Below are 20,203 nucleotides of genomic sequence, written 5' to 3'. Positions count from 1 at the left end.
GGTCCCATGCTGATATTTCCGGCGATCGACCTGCTGGATGGGCAGGTGGTCCGGCTGCAAAAGGGCGACTACGGCCGGGTGACGGTCTACGGGCGCGACCCGGCCGCGGCGGCGCGCGCGTTTGCGGAGCAGGGCGCGACGCATCTGCACGTGGTTGACCTCGACGGCGCGCGCACGGGCACGCAGATCAACCTGCCTGTCATAGAGAGGATTGCGCGCGAGGGCGGGTTGTTCATCGAGGTGGGCGGCGGCATCCGCGACGAGGCGGCGGCGGCGCGTTACCTCGATACCGGCGTCAACCGCGTGATCCTGGGCACGCTGGCGGCGACCGAGCCCGAGAGGATGGCGCGGCTCGCCGCCCAATATCCCGGCCAAATCGCCGCGGGCGTGGACGCGCGGGACGGGCGGGTGGCGATCCGCGGCTGGCGCGAGGCGACTTCGGTGGACGCGCTTCAATTCCTTACGCAGCTGCCCGCGCTCGGCATCGACACCGCCATCTACACCGACATCGCGCGCGACGGCATGCTGGGCGGCGCGAACCTCGACGCCTACCGGGCGGCCGCCCACATTCAAGGGCTGCAAATCGTGGCGTCGGGCGGGGTGTCGACCATCGCGGACATCCGCTCGCTCGCCGCCATCGGACTGTACGGCGCGATCGTGGGCAGGGCGCTGTACGAAAACGCGCTGACGCTCGAGGGCGCGCTGGCGGCGGCGAAGGAGGGCAATCCGTGATTACCAAGCGGATCATCCCCTGCCTGGACGTGCGCGATGGGCGGGTGGTCAAGGGGGTCAACTTCGAGGGTATCCGCGACGTGGCGGATCCCGTCGAGTTGGCGGCGTTCTACTCGGACAGCGGTGCGGACGAGCTGGTGTTCTACGACATCCAAGCCTCGCACGAGGGCCGCGCGCTGTTTACGGACATCTTGCGTCGCACCGCGGCGGGCGTGTTCATCCCACTGACCGTGGGCGGCGGCATCAACGGCCTTGCGGATTTCGACCGGGTGCTCAGGTGCGGCGCGGACAAGGTGTCGGTCAATTCGGGCGCGATCCTAAGGCCCGCGCTGATCGGGGAGGCGGCCAAGCGCTACGGCGACCAATGCGTGGTGCTGTCGATGGACGTGAAGCGCGTGGACGGGCGCTTTCACCTGTTCCTGAACGGCGGCCGGATCGACACCGGCCTGGACGCGCTCGAGTGGGCGCGCGCCGGGCAGGACAGCGGCGCGGGCGAGCTGGTGGTCAACTCAATCGACACCGACGGCGTGCGGCGCGGGTTCGACCTCGAGCTGCTCGAGGCGGTTGCCGAGCGCGTGTCGATCCCGATCATCGCGTCGGGCGGCGCGGGCGGCGCGGCGGATTTTGTGCGGCTGTTCCGGGAAGCACCCTGCGTGGACGCCGGGCTGGCCGCGTCGATCTTCCACAGCGGGGAAGTAAAAATAGGCGATCTCAAGCGCTATCTCCATGAAAACGGCGTGCCGGTGCGATTGACCGGCGGGGAGGAAGAGGATGACCGATAAGCTGAAATTCGACGATCGTGGATTGATTCCCGCGATCGTGCAAGACCACGCCACCGGTCGCGTGCTGACGCTGGCGTACATGAGCCGGGAGAGCCTTCGCATTTCGATCGAGGAAGGCTACACCTGCTTCTACAGCCGTTCGCGCGAATGCCTGTGGCGCAAGGGCGAGACGAGCGGCAACCGGCAAAAAATCGCGCGCATCGAGGCCGACTGCGACGGCGACGCGCTGCTGGTGCAGGCGATCCCGGAGGGCCCGGCCTGCCACACGGGCGCCGCGAGCTGCTTCTTTGAAGAAGTCTACGCGGGCGACGCCGCGCCGCGCTTCTCGACGGACGCGCTGTACGCTCTGATCGCGGATCGCAAGCAAAACCCGCCGCCGGGCTCGTATACCGGCTATCTGTTCGAGAAGGGCATCGACAAGATTTTGAAAAAGGTGGGCGAGGAAGCGACCGAGGTGATCGTGGCGGGCAAGGGCGGCGACCGGGCGGAGACGGTGTTCGAGATCGCCGATCTGGCCTATCACGTCCTGGTGCTGATGGCCGAGATGGGCATAACCCCCAAGGACATCCGCGATCAGCTGGCCGGCCGCCACGTGGTCGACCACAAGGTCAAGCAGGAGAAAATGCAGTGAGGCGGGATACTCCCCGCCTCATAAAGCAGAACGCCTACTTCTTCGTCACCGGTAGCCACACCTCGCACCGGTAGTCCTCTGCCTGCTGATCGCCCTCGAAACACAGCTCGATGTCGGGCGCGTCGGCGTATTCGTAGCCGGAGGCGGGCAGCCATTCGCCGATCACGCGCTTTTGCAGCGCCTGGATCGCGTGAGGCATCGCGCCGACGCAGGGGAAGATCGCCCAGGTGCAGGCGGGCACTGTGAAGGCCTCCATGCCCTCGGGCGCGTCCGCGTCGCTGGCCGCGGCGATGTAGTAGTCAAACGCGGGGCCGGTCATCGAGCTGGTCACGCCCAGCAGCGCCTTCGGCTCGCGGTTCGCCAGCGCGAGGATGCGCCCGATCGAGCCGCTTTGCGCCGTCTGTTGCCAGAACGCCGGAACCTCGGTGAAGTTCTGCTCGACGCTCAGTGTGTAGTGCGCCTTGACGCCGACGATCCGGAAGGCCTCCTTCTGTTCGATGCGGTAGTTCATCTCAACCTCTCCTTTGATGGAAATGTAGAAGCTGAGAGGCAGGTAGGCCTTGAGCCGCGCGCCGGGCCGCCGGGCTTCGGTGGGCGCGATGCCGTGCACGCCCTGGAAGGCGCGGTTGAACGCCGTGGGCGAATCGTAGCCGTACTTGAGCGCGATGTCGATGACGCGCCCGCGCCCGGCCTGCATGTCTGCCGCCGCCATGGTCATCCGCCGCCTGCGGATGTATTCCGACAGCGGCACCTCTGCCAAGTAGGAAAACATCCGCTGGAAGTGGAACGGCGAACAGCAGGCGATTTGCGCCATGCGCGTAAGCTCGATCTCGCCGTCCAGGTGCGCCTCCAGATACTGCATCGCCGCGTTCAGCCGGCCGAGCCATTCCATGCCCTCATCTCCTCGGCACCATCATAGCGAAAAGCTGCCCGCGCGTCCTCTCCGTTTGCGCACCAAAATGGAGAGTTATTTCCGCACGGTGATCTTGAATTGCCCGATCGTCTTGCCGGCACCGGCGCGGCAGGAGATCACCGCGGTGCCCGGACGCAGCGCGCGCACCGCGCCCTTCTTTGATACCTGCACCACCTTGGGGCGGCTGCTCTTGAAGCCCAGCGCGCCGCCCGCGCCGTCCGGCGTGACCGCAACGGTCAGCTTCTGCTCATCGCCCACTGTCATGGTCGCGTCGCCCTTAAGCTCGATCGAGCGAACTGGTGCGGCCACCACGCGCAGCCTGAGGCTGGCGGTCCGGCCGTTTGCGGTGCGCACCCTGATCGTGGTCTTGCCGGGCTTTACGGGCGTCACCAGAGCGTCCGCCACGCGCGCGATGCGCGGATTGCCGCTCTTCCAGGTGAAGCGGGTCTCGGCGTCGCGCGGGGTCAGCACCGGCGTCAGCGTCAGCGTATCGCCGAGCGCGAGCACCTTTACCTGCCCGTCGCCCAGCTTGACGGCGGTCGGGGCCTTGCCCGGCGCGGGCGTCGGCTTGGGTGTGGGTGTGGGTTTCGGCGTAGGCTTGGGCGTGGGCTTGGGCGTGGGCGTCGCCGGCGATCCCTCCACCGGGTTCTTGACCAGCATCTCGTAGGCCGTGGTACGGCGCGCCTTGGTGCGCGTGGCATACACCATCGCCGCGTCGAACAGATGGCGCAGCTTGACCTTCTCCATGCCGCCCGCGAGCTCGGCGGCCTTCTCGCGGTATTTCACGATCCCGCCGCTGCCCACCTGATGGCGCATGTCGCCGTAGTAGGCCAGCGCGGTCAGGTCGCGGATGCCCTTGTCCTGCGCCACCCGCAGGTAATTTGACACCGTCTTGTAGGCGTAGGCGTCCTGCACCTTCTTGGCCGCGTCGGTGCGCAGCAGTTCGCGCACCGCGGTAAGCTCGGCCTTGGTCATCGTGCCCTTCCAGGTGGTCTTCTTGTATACCTTTGTGAAGAAGGCCTCGCCCATGATCTCCCTCGCCCTTGCCTCGTCCCGCTCGATCACCAGGTTGAGCATCGGCATGATCATGCTGCCGTTCCACTGGATCAGGCCGACGCTGGGCAGGCCGTTGGTGTCGTTGGCCGCGCAGCCGTAGTCGCCCCGGCTCTCAAAGTAGGTCAGCAGTTCGATCGCGCGCCTGACCGACGCATCCGGCGTCTCGACGGCCAGCGCGGTCAGCGGCATCAGGCACAGCGCCAGCAGCACCGCCAGCGCACCCTTTAGGCATTTCATTGAATGGTTCCTCCTCCCAAGGTTTCCGCGCCCCGGTACACGACGGCCGCCTGTCCGGGCGTGACCGCGCGCTGGGGCTCGTCAAAATCGAGTGTAAATCCATCGCCCTCGAGGCGCAGCGTGGCCGCCTGCAACGGCTGACGATGCCGGAGCCGCGCCTCGCAGCGCAGTGCTTCGCCCGGTCCGATCGGCGGCGCGCCCTGAATCCAGGCGGCGTCTTCGCAGCGGGCGTGGCGCGTGTAGAGCCGGTCATCCTCGCCCTGCGACACCACCAGGCGGTTGCCTGCCAGATCCTTTTCGAGCACGAACCAGCGCTGCCCGTCGCCGCCGCCGCCGATGCCCAACCCCCGCCGCTGACCGAGCGTGTAGTACATCAGTCCGTCATGGCGGCCCACCACTGTGCCGCCCGTCGTCACCATGTCGCCGGGCTGCGCGGGCAGGTACTCTTTAAGGAAGCGCTTGAAGTTGCGCTCGCCGATGAAGCACACGCCGGTCGAGTCCTTCTTCTCGCTGACCGGCAGCGCGTGCTCGCGCGCGATGCGCCGGATCTCGGGCTTTTCGAGCGCCGACAGCGGGAACAGCGCGCGCTTAAGCTGCGCCTGGTTCAGCATGTAGAGAAAGTAGGTCTGATCCTTGTTGTCGTCGGCGGCGCGCAGCAGCCGGTATGTTCCGTCCCGGCAATCGACGTTCGCGTAATGCCCGGTCGCCAGATGGTCCGCGCCCAATTTGAGCGCGAACGTAAGCAGCGCGCCGAACTTGATCTCGCGGTTGCACAGCACGTCGGGGTTGGGCGTGCGGCCGCGCCGGTACTCGGCCAGGAAGTGCCGGAACACCCGCTCGCGGTACTCCTTTGCGAAATTGACCGAGTAGCAGGGGATGCCGAGCGCGTCCGCCACCGCGCGCGCGTCGGCAAAGTCGCGCTCGGAGGTGCACACGCCGGCCTCGTCCTTTTCCTCCCAGTTGTTCATGAACACGCCGATGACCTCGTGACCCTGCTCCCTCAAAAGCAGCGCCGCCACCGCCGAATCGACGCCGCCCGACAGGCCGACCACCACGCGCATCTTAATTCCTCCTACCGGATGGATGGGCTATATTATACCAGCCGATGGGCCATTTGGCAAATGCCCCATCCCTTCGACCGCATCCGACCGGATTTTCGCTGTACAAACGCGCGGGAATTTGTTAAAATAAGCACATTAACGCAGTGGTCCGGTGACTGATGGGAGGGTGCGCATGCGACAGGTATTGACGGGCGGGCAGATGCGGGACATGGAGCGGCGGTATTTCGCGGCGTCGGGCGCCTCTTCGCTTGAGCTGATGGAGCGCGCGGCTGCCGGCGTCGTGCGCGTGCTGCATGGGATGGAGGGGGCCGCCGAGCGCATCGCCATCTTCGCGTGCGGGCCGGGCGGCAACGGCGGCGACGGCTTCGCCGCGGCGCGGCTGCACGCGCAGCACGGGGGCAAGGCGATCGTCGTGCCGCTGCGCCCGGAGGCAGCGCTGGCCGGCGACGCGCGCACCAATTGCGAGCTGGCGCGCACAACGCCCGGCGTGGCGTTCGCCGGCCTCGAGGATCTCGACCGGCTGCCGCCGCCGGCGGTATGGGTGGACGCCATGTTCGGCATCGGACTTAAGCGTCCGCTCGAGCCCGAATACCTGCCGCTGGTGCGGCGCATGGCCGAGGACGCGGCGCGCGGCGCGCGGGTGCTCGCGGTCGATGTGGCGTCGGGGCTTGACGCCGACACCGGGCGCGCGCTCGGCGAGGCGGTGCGCGCCACCGATACGGTGACCTTCGAGTGCCCCAAGGCCGGCCACCTGATGGAGGACGGGCTCGACCTGACCGGCCATCTGCACGTGGTGCCGATCGGCATCCCGGAGGCATTGCGCCCGCCGGACGCGCTGCTTCATCCTTCGATCGAGGACGTGCGCTCGCGGCTGAAACCGCGCGCGCGCAACAGCCACAAGGGCAGCTACGGCCACCTGCTGATCGTCGCGGGCAGCCGCGGCATGGCCGGCGCGGCGGCGCTGACGGCGCTGGGCGCGCTCAAAAGCGGCGCGGGGCTGGTGACCGTAGCCTGCCCCGAATCGATCGTGTCGGCGGTGCAGGCGGTCGCGCCCTGCGCCATGTGCCTGCCGCTGCCCGAACGGGACGGCGCGATCGGCGCTTTGGCGCTTGAGCCGCTCGAACGGGCGGTCGCGGGTGCGAACGCGCTGGCGGTCGGGCCGGGGCTGACGACGCGCGCCGCGCCGGCGGTGCTGCGATGTCTGCTCGAAAGCGGCCTGCCCGCCGCGGTGGACGCCGACGCGCTGAACCTGATGGCGCGGGATCGGTCGCTGATCGGGCTGCTCATGTCTCACCACGTGCTCACGCCCCACCCGCGCGAGGCCGAGCGGCTGCTGGGCACAAGGCCAAGTGGCCCGATCGAAGGGGCGGCGGCGCTGCGCGCGCTGGGCGCCACCGCGCTGTACAAGGGCGCCTCGTCGGTGATCGCGGGGGACGCGCTCTACATCCGGACCGACGGTACGCCCGGCATGGCAACGGGCGGCACCGGCGACGTACTGACCGGCATAATCGGCGCGCTGCTGGCGCAGGGCTACCCGCCGACCGAGGCGGCCTTCCTGGGCGCGGTGGCGCACGGCGCGGCGGGCGAGCGCGCGGCCGCCCGGCTGGGCGCCATGGCCATGACCGCGCGCGACCTGGCCGATCACCTGTACGAGGCCTGGGGCGATGCGCATTGAGCTGCGCGAACGGGCGAGGCGCTGCCTGATGCCGGAGGCGCTGCTCCGGGCCGACCGGGGCGAGGCGCTGTACGTGACCGACTGCGTCGATGCCGCGAGCGCGCTCGAAGCCGCCGGGTTCCGGACGATGCCGCGGGGCGCGCTGCTGGCGATCAGTCCCGGACGGGCGATGATTGAGGCATTGGAGCGGCAGTATCCGCCCCCGGACGACGCGCTGTACCGCCAGCTCGGGCGCCTGCGGGGGCGACCGGTGAGCGATGCCGAGCTTGCGCTGCTCGCGAGCGCGCTCAAGCGGCTGGAGATCGGCGGGCGCGCGGATCCGGACTTTGAAAGAAAGCTGCGCCAGACGGCGGCCGCTTGCCTGCGGACGGGAAACGGCGGCGCGCTGGCGTTATGCAGAAGCATTCAGATTGTATCCAAGGAGGAACCGATATGATCATTCGCTGGCTTGGGCATTCCTGTTTTCTGATTACTGCGCAAGATGGGCGCACATGGCTCTCTGACCCCTTCGACAGCACGGTGGGCTATCCGGTGCCGTGCGTGTCGGCCGACGTGGTCACCTGCAGCCACAAGCATTCCGACCACCACGCGACCGGCGCTCTGCCCGCGGGGTTCACGCTGGTCGACCAGCCGGGCGTACACCACGCGCGCGGGCTGGTGATCGAGGGGATCGCCAGCTTCCACGACGACCAGCTGGGCACGGTGCGGGGCGGCAACATCATCTATGTAACGGAGGTGGACGCGCTGCGCGTGGCGCACTTGGGCGACCTCGGACATCAACTGAGCAAGTCGCAGTTGGAAAAGCTGGGCGAGGTCGACCTGCTGCTTACGCCGGTGGGCGGATACTACACGATCGACGGCGAGGGCGCGGGGCAGCTTACCCGCGCGCTGAAGCCCCGCGTGGCGGTGCCGATGCACTACATGACGCGCGAATTGGACGCCGAGCGCTTCGCCGGGGTCAGCGATGAGCGGGGCTTTGTGGAGCAATTCGAGCATGCGTATCTGGATGGCGACGAGCTTAAGATCACCCGCGAGACAATCGGCGATTACCCGCAGGTGGTGGTGCTGACGCGCGGGTAGCGGCGCCAGTCCCCGCGGCGGACGCTCAGCGCGCTTTTTCGTATTTCACCGCAGCTTTTTCAGCGCTTCCACGTGCGGCGCGAACTGCTCGTCGAACAGCTTCTGCGCGGAATCCATCGCCTGCTGCGGGTTCTGCGCGCCGCCGCCGATCACGGGGTTGCCGCCCGGCGGCAGCGCGCAGCCGATGCTGTCCGCTACGCGCGAGGCATGGCTGAGCATGCCGGACGCGAAGTTGTAGTAAAGAATGGCCATCGCCACGTCCCCGCGGGCGAACTCGGCGGCGGTGTGCGTCCACCAATTGCAGTACTGGGGATTGGTGAAGCGCTTAAGCTCGGCGATCTGCGCAAGCGCGCGGACGGCGCGCAAGCGGGTGCTGGTCGTCCATCCCGTGGACACCGTGATGGAGATGCTGCGTTTGCAGGGCATCGCGTCCTCGTTCTACGAGTACCGGCCCGCGCTGCCGAGGGATTATCCGGTGCGCGCGCAGGCGCTTGAGGTCGCCCACGCCCCGGACATGCGCTGCTTCGGCTACTTCCTGCATTATCAAAAGGACCGCATTTTCTACAGCGGCGACACCAACCGCCTGCACGATCGCGTGCGGGAGGCACTGCTCGCGGGGGAGCTCGAGCGCGTCTACCACGACGTGGCCAGCCGCGAATCGGCTTCGCACTGCTGCGTACGGCGCATCCTGGACGCGGTGCCCGAACCGCTGCTGGGCCGCATCCACGCCATGCACCTGGACTGCGACTGCGCCGACGAATTCAGAAATATGGGGCTTTCGGTGGTTGAGGTCGATTGGCCCACGAAAGCATAAGCGGTCATGGCAAGAGAAGGGGCTCTCCGCGCGGAGAACCCCTTCTCTTGCCATGATTCGCTATAACCAGGGCGCCGCCGCACAAATCCCTCTGCGTACACGTTCTTTGTGCGGTGCTGCCCTAGTAGGTAACCGCCGATCAAATCCCACGCGCGGTGGCGGTTGCATTTTCGCCAGCTCGGGCCCGCAGAATCCTCGACGTAGCGCTGCTACGCCTTCGGATTTTGCAAGCCCAATCCGGCAAAAATTCCCCTCGCCATCGCACGCGTGCTTTAATCAGTGGTTACCTAGTCCAGCAGCGCCGTTCCCGCGACCAGATCGAGCATTTCGTGCTTGGGCAGCGGCTCGCCGGTCAGGGCGTCGAAGTAGCGGCAGACCTTGAGCAGCAGCGGGTCGCCGGGCTGATGGGCGTCGACGATGGCCGTCAGCTGGTTGATCGTCTTGACGCGCGTGCCGGCGGCTTCGAGGATGATGTCGTACTTGTAAAGGCCGGCAAGCGCGGCCGGGCTGCTCGGCTCCACCTCCATGACCTGCACGCCGGCGGGCGCGTAGTTGCGCAGCGGGCGTTCGGGCCCTTCGAGCGCCATCACGGTCACGCCCAGCCGCGGGCGCACCACCTTGCCGTCTTCGATCAGCTTCGCCGTGACGTCGCGGATCGTGTTGACCGGCACCGCAAAGCCCAGCCCCTCGTACACGCCGGCGGCGTCGAAGGTGAACTTGAGCGTGGGGATGCCGATCAGCTCGGCCTTGGCGTTGAGCAGCGCGCCGCCCGAATTGCCCATGTTGATCGCCGCGTCGGTCTGTATGACCTTGACCGCGCGCGTGAAGTTGCCGGCCGACACGTCCTCGCGGTCGAGCGCCGAGATGATCCCGAGCGTCACGCTGCCGCGCAGCACCGACGCGCCCGCGCCGGGGTTGCCGATTGCGATCACCCATTCGCCGATCTCGAGTTTGTCGGAATCGCCGAGCGGCACCGGCCGGGCGTCGATCTTGCCCTCCACCTTGAGCACGGCGAGGTCGGTGCCGTTATCGCTGCCGACGATCGTGGCCTCAAGTTCGGTGCCGTCGATCAGCACCACGACCACCTCGTCCGCGCCCTCGATCACGTGGTGGTTGGTGATGAAGTAGCCCCGGTCGTCGACGTACACCGCCGAACCCGAACCCTGGTCCCGCTTGACTTCGCCGGTTTCACGCGACCAATCGACCGCCCTGTTCAGCACCTGAACCACCGCGGGGCGCGCCGTGCGCGCCACCTCGACCGGGTTGAAGCCGCTCAGCACATTGGATTCGGCCAGCGTGGGCGCCGCCCACAAAAACAGGGCGAGTATCGCCGCAAGCCACTTCCTGGTCATGGATAATTCCTCATTTCCTTCTGAATTGTATCGAAACCCGCGTGCGCGGGAGAATCATGCCTTCCCTAAATCGAAAAAGAACGTCGTGCCCTCCGGCCCTGACTCCATCCAGATGCGCCGGCCCATCTGGTCGAGGAGCTTCTTCACGATCGCCAGGCCCAGCCCCGTGCCCCCGCCGGCGGTATGGGCCTTGTCGGCCTTGTAGAATCGGTCGAAGATGTGCGCCTGGTCTTCGTGCGCGATTGGCGAACCGTCGTTTAGGACCGACACCCGGCAAGCTTCGCCGGCGTCCCACGCCTTGAGCGCGATCTTGCCGTGCGCGAACTTGACCGCGTTGTCGAGCAGATTGGTCGCGATTTGACGCACCCGGTCGGCGTCGGCCGTCACCCACAGCGCCTCGCCCGGCAGCTCCACCTCGACCTTGAGGCCCCGCGCCTCGACGCGCCCCTCAAATTTGACGAGTTCCTGCCGCAGCAGCTCGCAGAGGTCGAATCGGGTCGGAGTGAGCTTAAACGCGCCCGCCTCGATGCGTGACAGGTCCAGCAGCTCGCTGACCAGCTTGCCCAGCCGCTCGCTCTCGGCAAGCGCCACCTGCAGATACTTCTCGCGCTCGCCAAACTCGATCGTGCCGTCGAGCAGGCCCACGATGTAGCCGCGGATTGAGGTCAGCGGCGAGCGCAGCTCGTGGGACACGTTGGCGACGAAGCTGCGCCGCGAGTCCTCGAGCTGGCTAAGGTCCTCGGCCATGCGGTTGAACGCCCCGGCCAGCTCCATCAGCTCCTCGTCGGCGCGCACCATCACCCGCCGCTCGAGCCTGCCTTCGGAAAAGTCCTTGACGGCCAACCGGATCTGACGGATGGGCTCGGTCTGGCGGCGGGCGATCACAAAGGCCAGCAGCGCGCCCAGCGCCATGGCCACCGCGGCCGCGATTGCCGCGTTGCGGATCAGGTCGCTGTAGTCGACCGACAGCGACTCGGTGGAGATGTGCAACAGCACCGCGCCATCCACCCGCCCCCGCGCGTCGCGCCAGGGCACGCCGATGGTCACCATGTGTCCGCCCAACTCCCGGATCAGCCCCTGCACGCGGATCTCCTCGCCCGAGAGCACCTTGCCGACCTGGCGCACGACTTCTTCATCGCTGAGCGCCTGGTCGTAGGCGTTGCTGCCCAGCACCAGCACGCGCCGGTTGGGCGCGACCAGCCAGACGTCGGCGTCGCCAGTCGAGCGGATCTCGCCGATCTTCCAGCGCAGGATGTCGCTGACCGAGGAATCGCTGGGCCAGAACGAGTTGAGCGTGATGTTGTACTGCTGCATCAGCCGCGCCACGTCGCGCGCCTGGGAGAGCCGCGCGTTCTCCAGCGCGGCGGCGCGCTCGCCGCGCACCATCACCACCATCATCGAAGACAGCACCGAGGCGGTGACCAGCATGACGGCCACAAACGCCCAGAACATCCGTAGGAACAGGCCGCTCCGCTTCATGACGACGGCCTCGCGTTCACGTCGAATTTGTAGCCCACGCCCCACACGGTCTTGATCGCCCAGCCGTATTGCTCGCCGCCCGTCAGCTTCTCGCGCAGGCGCTTGACGTGAACGTCCACCGTGCGCGAGTCGCCGAAGTAGTCGTAGCCCCACACCTGGTTGAGCAGCTGCTCGCGCGTGAACACCGCGCCCGGCCGGCTGGCCAGGAAGTACAAAAGTTCCAGCTCCTTCGGCGGCATGTCGAGCGGGTGGCCCTGAAACGTCACCGCGTACTGCGAGATGTTGACGGTCAAGCCGGGGAAGACCAGCTCCTTGTCGGGGGCCTCGCCGCCCTGATAGCGCCGGATGACCGCCTTGATGCGCGCCACCAACTCCTTGGGTTCGAACGGCTTGACCACGTAGTCGTCCGCGCCGAGCTCCAGGCCCAGCACCTTGTCAAAGGTCTCGTCCTTGGCGGTCAGCATGATGACCGGGATGTTGGACACCTTGCGCACCTCGCGGCACACCTGCCAGCCGTCCATGCCGGGCAGCATGACGTCGAGCAGCACGAGGCTGGGCGCGTGGGCCTTGAACGCCTTCAGCGCCTCATCGCCGCGCGCCGCCTCGATCACCTCGAACCCTTCCTTGGCCAGGTACAGGTTCACGAGCGTGCGGATGTTGGGGTCGTCGTCCACAATCAGGATCGTCATTTCAATGTCACCACCGTTACCCCGTCCTCGCCCTCGCCGTAGCGGCCCAGCCGGTATTCCTTGACGGCCGGGTGGCGCTTCAAATGCTCCTGCACGCCGCCGCGGAGCACTCCGGTGCCCTTGCCGTGGATGATCTGTACGGATTCAAGCGACTGCATGACCGCGCCATCCAGGAACATGTCGACCGACATCAGCGCCTCCTCGAGCGTCAGCCCGCGCACGTCGCACTCAAGCGACACCGGCTTCATCGACACGCCCACGTGCGTGCGCGAGGGTTTCTTGGGTTTTTCGGGCGCGACGCGGCGCATGTCGTGGGTCTTGGCCTTTAACTTCATCGCGCCGGCCTGCACCGTGCATTCTCCCTTGGCGTCGGGCCGGGTGAGTACGGTGGCGCGGGTGTTCAGGCTCAGCAGCTCGACGGTCTCGCCGATCTGCACGTCGGTCGGCGCTTCGCCGGAAGGGGTCGCCTTCCTGATCTCATCCTGCGCGTCGCCCAGCGCGCGGTCGAGCTGCGCGCGCATGAGCGCGATCTCGTGCTCCTTGACGCCGCCGGCGGCCTTGCGCATGCGCTTGAGCTCGGCGACCACCGTTTCGGAATCGTTCTGCGCGCGGCGCACGATGCGGCGCGCCTCTTCCTTGGCCTTGCGGATCAGTTCGGCGCGCTGGTCCTCCAGCTGGCGCTGCAAAAGCTCGGCCTCGTCCCGCAGCCGCTGGGTCTCCCGATGCGCCTGCTCGGCCAGTTCGCGCTCCTTCTCGGCAACTTGGCGATGGTACTCGGCATTGGCGATCACGTCTTCGAACCTGATCTGATCGGTGCTCAGCCGCTCGTTCGCCGCCTCGATCAGGCGGCCCGGCAGGCCCAGGCGGCGGGAAATCTCAAACGCGTTCGACTTGCCCGGTACGCCGATCGACAGCCGGTAGGTGGGCCGAAGCGTCGCCACGTCGAACTCGACCGAGGCGTTCTCGACGCCCTTCGTCGACAGCGCGAACGCCTTGAGCTCGGCGTAGTGGGTGGTGGCCATGACGGTTACGCCGCGTTCGAGCAGCTCGGTCAGGATCGACATCGCCAGCGCCGCGCCCTCGGTGGGGTCGGTACCCGCGCCCAGCTCGTCGAACAGCGTCAGTGAGTCGCCGGTCGAGCGCGCGAGGATCGATACGATGTTGGTCATGTGCGAGGAGAAGGTGGACAGCGATTGCTCGATCGACTGTTCGTCGCCGATATCGGCGAACACATCGTCGAAGATCGCCAGCTCGCTGCCCGGCGCGGCGGGCACCATCATGCCCGACTGCGCCATCAGCGTGAGCAGCCCCACGGTCTTGAGCGTGACCGTCTTGCCGCCGGTGTTGGGGCCGGTCACGATCAGCTGGCGGAACGCCCCGCCCAGGTTCAGGCTGATCGGCACCACCGCTTCGGGGTCGATCAGCGGGTGGCGCGCCTTGATCAGGTTGATCCGGCGCTCGGTGTTCAGCTTGGGGGTCACCGCGCGCATGTCGCGGCCCAGCTGCGCCTTGGCGAAGATTACGTCGAGCTCGGACAGCACCCGGATATTGACCGTCAGCATCTCGGCGTCGGGCGCGATCTTGCCCGACAGCTCGGCGAGGATGCGCTCGATCTCGCGCTGCTCCTTGGCCGCCCACTGCTTGAGCTCGTTGCCGGCCTCGACCACCGCCATCGGCTCGATGTACAGCGTGGAGCCGCTGGCCGACTGGTCGTGTACCAGCCCGGGCACGAACTGGCGGCACTCGGCCTTGACCGGCACCACGTAGCGCCCGCCCCGCATGGTGACGATCGTGTCCTGCAGGTATTTTGCCATCGTGGCGTTCTTCGCCATGCCATTAAGCTTCTCGCGCATCCTGTCGCCGGTCTGGCGGATGTGGCGGCGGATGTCGTACAGCTCGGGGCTGGCGCGGTCGGCGATCTCATCCTCGGACAGGATCGCGTTGAAGATTTCCTCCTCGAGGTTGCGGTTGGTGGTCAGCCGCGCGCCCAGGTCGGTCAAGAGCGGCGTGTCCTCGCGCTCGGTGATCAGCGCGGAGCGCACGCCGCGCGACGCGCGCAGCAGGTCGGCCACGTCGAGCAGCGCCTTCGGCGACAGCGTGCCAGAGGCCGCGGCGATCTTGAGGTGCCCGCCGACGTCGGCGAACGAGGTCATCGGCGAGCCGCCGCGATAGGCGCACACGACGCCCGCCTCCTCGGTCTGATCCTGCGCCCGGCGCACCTCGGCCGGATCGCTCGAGGGCACGAGCGCGCGCGCGAGCGCGCGACCGCTCTCCGACGCGCACAAGGCCGCCAGCAGCTCGAGTATCTTCGGGTATTCCAGCACGCGCAGATTGCGTTCGTTCATGTTCGGTTACTCCACTCCTCGGAAGTAATGGCCGGTGGTGGACGGCTGCGCGTCCAGCAGCGCCCATTCGGGGGTTGTTTTGAAATCCGACCCGTCGAGCGCCGCGCGCGCGGAGCGCACCGCGGCCTCGGCTTCGGCCACATTTTCGCTCGTCAGGATTGCGCGCCAGCGCGCGGCGGCGGGCAGCTTGTTCAGGCGGCGCAACAGCAGCATGGGCCGATCCGACAGCACCCGCACGATGCAGCCTGAAGCCGTCTTCAGCCGCGAAAGCGGGAACCGCGCCCCCTTGCGGTCGATCAATACGTGCGCGTCCAGGCCTTCGCCCGGCTCACACCGGTCGCCCAGGTCGCCCCGGTCGCAGCGCGTGCAGCGCGCGTGGAGGCCGCCGCCCAGCGCTCCGTTCAGCGGGCAGTGCCGCAGCTGCATCAGCTGCACGCGCCCGTAGATCAGCAGTTCCCGTTCGCCCGGCAGCTTGAGAATCTCGGCCGCGGTCAACTCGACCGACGGCATGCAGGGCATGCCGATTGTCTGTACGCTCAGCGGGTTGGCCGCGTTCATCGCGTAGTCGGCGCGCGCCTCGCCCGGCCATTTAAGCGCGAGGTGGGCGACGTTGGCGCACAGCACCCCTTGAATGCGGGGGTTGTCCTGCGCCCATCCGTGCACCCGATTGAGGTCGTCTCCCGACAGCGTGGGCGGCAGTGCCAACGTAAAGGGAAACCCGGGCGCGCGCGCAAGGCCGGCCTCGGTCACGTCGCTTGGCGACCAGATCAGTTCATCCGCGCCCCAGGCCCCGGCGCGCTCGAGCACGGAAGCATCGGACGCCTCGACGCACAAAAGCGGCTTTGCCTCGCGCTGGAACGGCAGCTCGGGCACTTCCAGCGGCCTTACCGCCCGGCCCATGCCGCGAAAGCGCTCCGCCCGCAGCTTGCCCAGCTGCTCGAGCGCCGCGCGCCTGAGCGCGTTGAGCGCCGCGGCGGAGACGAAGGCGTCCTCGTCCGCGTCGATCGTAAGCGCCGCCAGCCGGTAGGGCGTGCCGCCCGTCTTGCCGACCTGCTCGGTCGCGCGCGCATGGTCGATGCCCCGGCGCTCGGCGCGCGCAACGGGTTCGCCCAGCGCCTCGGCCCGGCAGGCCCCGTCCGACAGCGTGAGCGCAAGCCGCGCGCCCACGCGCGCCGTAAGCGTTCCGTTGACTTCGCACAGCCGCTCGCGCGGCGCGGGGATTTCTCCCGCCGTATGGATGACGTGCTGCTCGTTCGGGTCGCTCATCAGCGCCCTGTCGTCCACGCCCGGCCCGTAGCCGGCGGTGTAGCCGCGGTTGAACACGCCGGAAAGCACCCGCGCGTCCACGCGCTCGCCGTCGAGCGCGCGCCGGTAGGCGCTGGTGACCGCGTAGACGTAGTCCGGCCCCTTGAGCCGCCCCTCGAGTTTCAGGCTGCGCGCGCCGGCGCGCTTGAGCTCGTCAAGGTGGGCGAGCGTCATCAGGTCCTTGGGCGACAGCAGGTCGCCCGCCGCCTCGCATAGCGGCCCGCTCAGCCGGTAGGGCAGCCGACAGGGCTGGGCGCATAGCCCGCGGTTGCCGCTGCGTCCGCCAACCATGCTCGAGAACAGGCATTGCCCCGAACAGCCGGTACACAGCGCGCCGTGGGCGAACACCTCGAGCTCCACGCCCTCGCAGGCGCACTGCGCGATCTCGTCAAAGGTCAACTCCCGCGCCAGTACCGCGCGCGAGAACCCCAGGTTCTTGATGTAGCGCACGCCCTGCGGGTTGTGTACGGCCATCTGCGTGCTGGCGTGCAGGGCAAGACGGGGCAGCATCTGCCGAAGCGCCGCCGCCGCGCCCAGATCCTGCACGATCGCGCCGTCGACGCCGGCCGCGGCCAGCCACGAGGCCACCTTTTCGAGCAGCGAAAGCTCGGACGGCTTGACCAGCGTGTTGACGGTGACGTACAGCTTGACCTCGCGCTCGTGGCAGCGCTCGGCGGCGCGCATAAGCGCCGGTTCGTCAAAATTGCCCGCGGTCCGACGCGCGTTGAGCTCGGCGGTGCCGAGGTAGATCGCGTCCGCGCCGCCCTTGAGCGCGGCTTCAAGCGCCGCAGCGTCGCCCGCCGGGGCCAGCAGCTCCATGTGCGATCCGGCCACTAGGCCTGGACTCCTTTGAGCTTGAGTTTGGCCTTCATGCCGTCGACTTGGGCGAGCGCCTGGGCCAGCTCGCGCTTGAGCCGGTTGTTTTCGTCGTGGGCCTTGAGCATATCGTCGGCCACGTTGAGCGCGGTGAGCACGGCCAGCTGCGCGGCGGGCAGCCGGGTCGCCAGCGACAGCTCGTTCATCTTGCGATCGACATAGCCGGCCACGCGCTGCACATAAGCCTCGGGGTCATAGCTGGTCATCGTATATTCCTTGCCCGCGATCTGCACGGTGGTGCGCGTCTTCTCCATGGGCGGTCCCTCCATTTCAGCCTTCATTATAGCATGCCCCGCACACCTGCGCAATCGCCCATTTGGATATGGCATCGGAGCATCCCCCGCGCGAGCGGTGAAGGGATTCTTAGGGGCAAAGCCTTTGAGCGGGGTCTGGGTCGGAATCCCGGCGCACCCAATGTCCTGAAAACAGGGGTGCTGCCGAAGGGCAACACCCCTGTTTTCAGGACGAGTCCGTTCCCCGTCCCGTCACTCCTTCACGCTCACCACGTCCTTGTCCGCCACGTACAGCGTCACCTCGTCGCCCATGTTCAGGCGGGCGAGCTCATGGTTGACGAATTCGGCGGACATCGGGACCCCCTTTACGTCCAGCTGGTAGCGCATGACGCTGCCCAGCATCGACACGCCGGTCACCTTGCCCGAGAGCGCATGACGTCCCTCGCCCGGCTGCTGGCCGATGGCCTCGGGGCGGATCGCCACCACCTTGCAATCGGGGGCGGCAATGCCGGCCTTGCGCGCCTCGTCGGGTGTGAGCACATTGTAGTGGCCGATGAAGCGCGCCACGAACTCGCTGCGCGGGTGTTGGTAGATGTCCTGGGGCGAGCCGGACTGCGCGATCACGCCGTCGTGCATCACAAATACCCGGTCGCTGATCGACATGGCCTCCTCCTGATCGTGGGTGACGAAGATGGCGGTGATGTGCATCTTCAATTGGATATCGCGGATCTGCACGCGCAGGTTCTGGCGGATTTGAGCGTCGAGCGCCGACAGCGGCTCGTCGAGCAGCAGCACCTTGGGGTTCATGACGAGCGCGCGCGCCAGCGCCACGCGTTGCTGCTGCCCGCCCGACAGTTGCGACGGGCGGCGGCGCTCCTTACCGGAAAGGCCAACCAACTCGATCATCTCGGCCACGCGGCGTTTGATTTCATCCTTGGGCCGCTTCTCAATCGTCAGCCCGAACGCGATGTTCTGCTCGGCGTTCATGTTGGGGAACAGCGCGTAGCTCTGAAACACCATGCCCACCTGGCGCCGGCGCGCGTCGATGTCGGTCACGTCCTTGCCGTCGATGAACACGCGCCCCTCGTTGATGTCGTTGAGCCCGGCCACGGCGCGCAGCAGGGTCGATTTGCCGCAGCCCGAGGGCCCGAGCAGCGTGACCATCTCGCCCTGATTGACCGTCAGCGAGATATTCTTGAGCACCGTCACCTCGCCGAAGCGCTTGACCACGTTTTTGATTTCGATATAGCTCATGCCGCTAAGCCCCTTTCTTGCGCTTGCCGCCCGTCAGTGCAATGATGAGCGCGCAGATCACCGTCATGATGAACACGTAGATGACCACGACCGCGCTCGACAGGTGGCCGGTCTGCTTCATAATCAGGTACAGGTAGATTTGCACCGTCTCAAAGCTGCCGCCGATCAGCAGGTTGACCACCACGAATTCGCCGAACAGCGTCGAGAAGCTGAGCAGCGTGGACACCAGGATACCCGGCGCGATGCCCGGCACGATGATGCGCAGGAAGGTGGTGAGCGTCGACGCGCCCAGCGTGCGCGCGGCTTCCGTCACCGACACAATGTCCATGGCGTACATGGCGTTGCTCACGCCCGAATACACCAGCGGCATGATCAGCACGAAGTACGCGCCCGCCAGTACCAGCACCATCGGCATCGCGGTGCCGCCGTAGGCCTGCAAGAGCGCCGCCGCGCTGATGACGCCCGGAATCGCGTAGGGCAGCAGCGTCAGCACCTTCATCGCGCGCTCGAGCTTGGGGGAGAACGCCGCGATTGCGAACACCAGCGGCGTCATTACCGCGATCGCGAGCGCCACGCCCAGGACGCTGATGAACACGCTGCGCCCGACCGCCATCCAGAACCGCGCCGAGGTGAACATCTCGCGGTAGTAGGTGGCGGTGTAGCCCTCGGGCAGCACGGTGTTGCTCCACTTGGAGGCGACCGAGTACAGCCCCGTGATGATGAACGGCGCGAACAGGTATACCATCAGCAAAATGACGATCAGCTTGGGGGTGAATCCGGTCTTCCCGTAACTTTTCTTCACGTCTTCAGCCCCCTTTGGCTGGCCACGCGCGAGGCCCAGTCGTTAATCAGCATCGCCACGATCAGCACCATCGCCAGCGTGACCGCCAGCGCGCTGCCAAGTTCCGGCTTGGTGCGCACGTCGCCCGACATCAGGGCGCTGATACGGATGGGCACGATGTTGTAGCTCGAGCTGACCAGGTAGTAGGCGGTGGCGTAGGCGCCCATGGCATTGGCGAACAGCACCGAGAAGGTGCTGAGCACACTCGGCAGGATCGAGGGCACGCCGATGCGCAGCCAGAACTGGGAGGTTGACGCGCCGAGCACCTTGGCGGCTTCCTTCCAGTCGTCCTTGATGCCCCGATAGATCGGGTAGAGCAGCATCACGCCCAGCGGCACCTGGAAGTAGGTGTAGGCGATCACCAGGCCCTGCACCGAGTAGATCGAAAAGCTCTTTGAAAGATCAATCCCGAATTTTGATAAAAGGATCATGAACATGCCGGTGTTGCCCAGCATCAGCGTGAGCGCGAAGCCCAGCGGCAGCCCGGAGAAGTTGCTGGTCATGTTGACCACCACCAGCAGGTTGCTCTGCGTGCGCTCGCCTGCGAACCGGGTGATGGCGTAGGAGCAGAACAGCGCGATCAGGATGCCGTACACGCTCGACTGGAGCGACAGCAGCACGGAGTTGCCGAAGCTCTGATGGTAGTAGGCGCTGAAGAGGATCTTTTCGTAGTTTTCGAGGCTGAATCCGCCCGTGCCGGGCGCGGACAGCGATGAAGTGACCAGTCGGATCACCGGCAGGCCCATGAACGCGGCCACCAACAGCACAAAGGCCGTCATCGTGACCGCGTAAAACCCGTTAAACCGGCGCTTCTTTCTCAATTCGGGGCACCCCCTCACGATAGGATG

At 67.0% G+C, this 20,203-nt stretch carries 20 protein-coding genes; 7 read left to right on the top strand and 13 right to left on the bottom strand.

Annotated elements, in window-relative coordinates:
* Positions 1 to 6 precede the first annotated feature (6 nt).
* The 3 genes from hisA to hisIE are packed head-to-tail and all read left to right on the top strand — an operon-like array spanning position 7 to position 2,145.
* Positions 7 to 732: a 1-(5-phosphoribosyl)-5-[(5-phosphoribosylamino)methylideneamino]imidazole-4-carboxamide isomerase gene (gene hisA, locus ACH6CV_RS08150; protein ID WP_456357684.1), complete on the top strand. Its 726-nt coding sequence runs from the start codon at positions 7 to 9 to the stop codon at positions 730 to 732.
* Positions 729 to 1,514 (top strand): imidazole glycerol phosphate synthase subunit HisF, encoded by a 786-nt coding sequence (hisF, locus tag ACH6CV_RS08145; RefSeq protein ID WP_456357683.1) that lies wholly within the window; start codon positions 729 to 731, stop codon positions 1,512 to 1,514. The genes hisA and hisF overlap by 4 nt, the downstream gene beginning before the upstream one ends.
* Positions 1,504 to 2,145, top strand: coding sequence for a bifunctional phosphoribosyl-AMP cyclohydrolase/phosphoribosyl-ATP diphosphatase HisIE (gene hisIE / locus ACH6CV_RS08140; RefSeq protein ID WP_456357682.1), 642 nt, complete (start codon positions 1,504 to 1,506; stop codon positions 2,143 to 2,145). The genes hisF and hisIE overlap by 11 nt, the downstream gene beginning before the upstream one ends.
* A 34-nt stretch (positions 2,146 to 2,179) precedes the next feature.
* Here the strand turns inward: hisIE and ACH6CV_RS08135 are convergent, their stop codons facing one another.
* The 3 genes from ACH6CV_RS08135 to mnmA all read right to left on the bottom strand — a co-directional run bounded on the left by ACH6CV_RS08135 (position 2,180) and on the right by mnmA (position 5,412).
* Positions 2,180 to 3,037 (bottom strand): AraC family transcriptional regulator, encoded by an 858-nt coding sequence (locus ACH6CV_RS08135; protein ID WP_456357681.1) that lies wholly within the window; start codon positions 3,035 to 3,037, stop codon positions 2,180 to 2,182.
* A gap of 75 nt (positions 3,038 to 3,112) precedes the next feature.
* A complete protein-coding gene (locus ACH6CV_RS08130) occupies positions 3,113 to 4,351 on the bottom strand; it encodes an Ig-like domain-containing protein (RefSeq protein WP_456357680.1) in 1,239 nt (412 codons plus the stop codon).
* Positions 4,348 to 5,412 (bottom strand): tRNA 2-thiouridine(34) synthase MnmA, encoded by a 1,065-nt coding sequence (mnmA, locus tag ACH6CV_RS08125; protein WP_456357679.1) that lies wholly within the window; start codon positions 5,410 to 5,412, stop codon positions 4,348 to 4,350. Before mnmA ends, ACH6CV_RS08130 begins: the two co-directional genes overlap by 4 nt.
* A 172-nt stretch (positions 5,413 to 5,584) precedes the next feature.
* Here mnmA and ACH6CV_RS08120 point away from each other — a divergent pair, with 172 nt between their 5' ends.
* Genes ACH6CV_RS08120 through ACH6CV_RS08110 form a run of 3 tightly spaced genes read left to right on the top strand, consistent with a single transcriptional unit; the run spans position 5,585 to position 8,167 of the window.
* Positions 5,585 to 7,087 carry an NAD(P)H-hydrate dehydratase gene (locus ACH6CV_RS08120; RefSeq protein WP_456357678.1) on the top strand — a complete coding sequence of 501 codons (1,503 nt, stop codon included), beginning with the start codon at positions 5,585 to 5,587 and terminating at the stop codon, positions 7,085 to 7,087.
* On the top strand, positions 7,077 to 7,523 hold the full coding sequence (locus ACH6CV_RS08115; protein ID WP_456357677.1) for a hypothetical protein: 447 nt from the start codon (positions 7,077 to 7,079) through the stop codon (positions 7,521 to 7,523). The genes ACH6CV_RS08120 and ACH6CV_RS08115 overlap by 11 nt, the downstream gene beginning before the upstream one ends.
* Positions 7,520 to 8,167, top strand: coding sequence for an MBL fold metallo-hydrolase (locus ACH6CV_RS08110; RefSeq protein WP_456357676.1), 648 nt, complete (start codon positions 7,520 to 7,522; stop codon positions 8,165 to 8,167). The genes ACH6CV_RS08115 and ACH6CV_RS08110 overlap by 4 nt, the downstream gene beginning before the upstream one ends.
* Positions 8,168 to 8,212: 45 nt before the next feature.
* On the opposite strand, the gene ACH6CV_RS08105 is transcribed toward ACH6CV_RS08110, so the two are convergent.
* A complete protein-coding gene (locus tag ACH6CV_RS08105; protein ID WP_456357675.1) occupies positions 8,213 to 8,593 on the bottom strand; it encodes a hypothetical protein in 381 nt (126 codons plus the stop codon).
* On the opposite strand from ACH6CV_RS08105, the gene ACH6CV_RS08100 reads away from it, so the two are divergent.
* A complete protein-coding gene (locus ACH6CV_RS08100; protein ID WP_456357674.1) occupies positions 8,583 to 8,981 on the top strand; it encodes a hypothetical protein in 399 nt (132 codons plus the stop codon). The two genes, ACH6CV_RS08105 and ACH6CV_RS08100, sit on opposite strands and share 11 nt — an antisense overlap.
* 287 nt (positions 8,982 to 9,268) lie before the next feature.
* Here the strand turns inward: ACH6CV_RS08100 and ACH6CV_RS08095 are convergent, their stop codons facing one another.
* From ACH6CV_RS08095 to ACH6CV_RS08055, 9 genes are all read right to left on the bottom strand, one after another.
* Entirely contained in the window at positions 9,269 to 10,333 is a 1,065-nt protein-coding gene (locus tag ACH6CV_RS08095) for a S1C family serine protease (RefSeq protein WP_456357673.1), read from the bottom strand.
* Positions 10,334 to 10,387: 54 nt separating this feature from the next.
* Entirely contained in the window at positions 10,388 to 11,812 is a 1,425-nt protein-coding gene (locus ACH6CV_RS08090) for an ATP-binding protein (RefSeq protein ID WP_456357672.1), read from the bottom strand.
* The gene (locus ACH6CV_RS08085; RefSeq protein WP_456357671.1) at positions 11,809 to 12,501 is read right to left on the bottom strand and encodes a response regulator; all 693 of its coding nucleotides are present in this window, start codon (positions 12,499 to 12,501) and stop codon (positions 11,809 to 11,811) included. The genes ACH6CV_RS08090 and ACH6CV_RS08085 overlap by 4 nt, the downstream gene beginning before the upstream one ends.
* Positions 12,498 to 14,846, bottom strand: a complete 2,349-nt coding sequence (locus tag ACH6CV_RS08080) for an endonuclease MutS2 (protein ID WP_456357670.1) — start codon at positions 14,844 to 14,846, stop codon at positions 12,498 to 12,500. Before ACH6CV_RS08080 ends, ACH6CV_RS08085 begins: the two co-directional genes overlap by 4 nt.
* A 6-nt stretch (positions 14,847 to 14,852) precedes the next feature.
* Positions 14,853 to 16,985 (bottom strand): peptidase U32 family protein, encoded by a 2,133-nt coding sequence (locus ACH6CV_RS08075; RefSeq protein WP_456357669.1) that lies wholly within the window; start codon positions 16,983 to 16,985, stop codon positions 14,853 to 14,855.
* A complete protein-coding gene (locus ACH6CV_RS08070) occupies positions 16,985 to 17,281 on the bottom strand; it encodes a cell division protein ZapA (protein WP_456357668.1) in 297 nt (98 codons plus the stop codon). The genes ACH6CV_RS08075 and ACH6CV_RS08070 overlap by 1 nt, the downstream gene beginning before the upstream one ends.
* A gap of 231 nt (positions 17,282 to 17,512) precedes the next feature.
* The gene (locus tag ACH6CV_RS08065; RefSeq protein WP_456357667.1) at positions 17,513 to 18,514 is read right to left on the bottom strand and encodes an ABC transporter ATP-binding protein; all 1,002 of its coding nucleotides are present in this window, start codon (positions 18,512 to 18,514) and stop codon (positions 17,513 to 17,515) included.
* Positions 18,515 to 18,518: 4 nt separating this feature from the next.
* Positions 18,519 to 19,316, bottom strand: a complete 798-nt coding sequence (locus ACH6CV_RS08060) for an ABC transporter permease (RefSeq protein ID WP_456357666.1) — start codon at positions 19,314 to 19,316, stop codon at positions 18,519 to 18,521.
* Complete coding sequence (locus tag ACH6CV_RS08055) at positions 19,313 to 20,176, bottom strand: ABC transporter permease (RefSeq protein WP_456357665.1); 864 nt, start codon at positions 20,174 to 20,176, stop codon at positions 19,313 to 19,315. The genes ACH6CV_RS08060 and ACH6CV_RS08055 overlap by 4 nt, the downstream gene beginning before the upstream one ends.
* Between the last annotated feature and the right edge of the window lie 27 nt (positions 20,177 to 20,203).

The sequence above is a fragment of the Anaerozeibacter quisquiliarum genome (assembly GCF_051162045.1).
GTDB classification, from domain to species: Bacteria; Bacillota; Clostridia; order Christensenellales; family Aristaeellaceae; genus Anaerozeibacter; species Anaerozeibacter quisquiliarum.
This window is presented reverse-complemented; position numbering and strand designations above follow the sequence as displayed.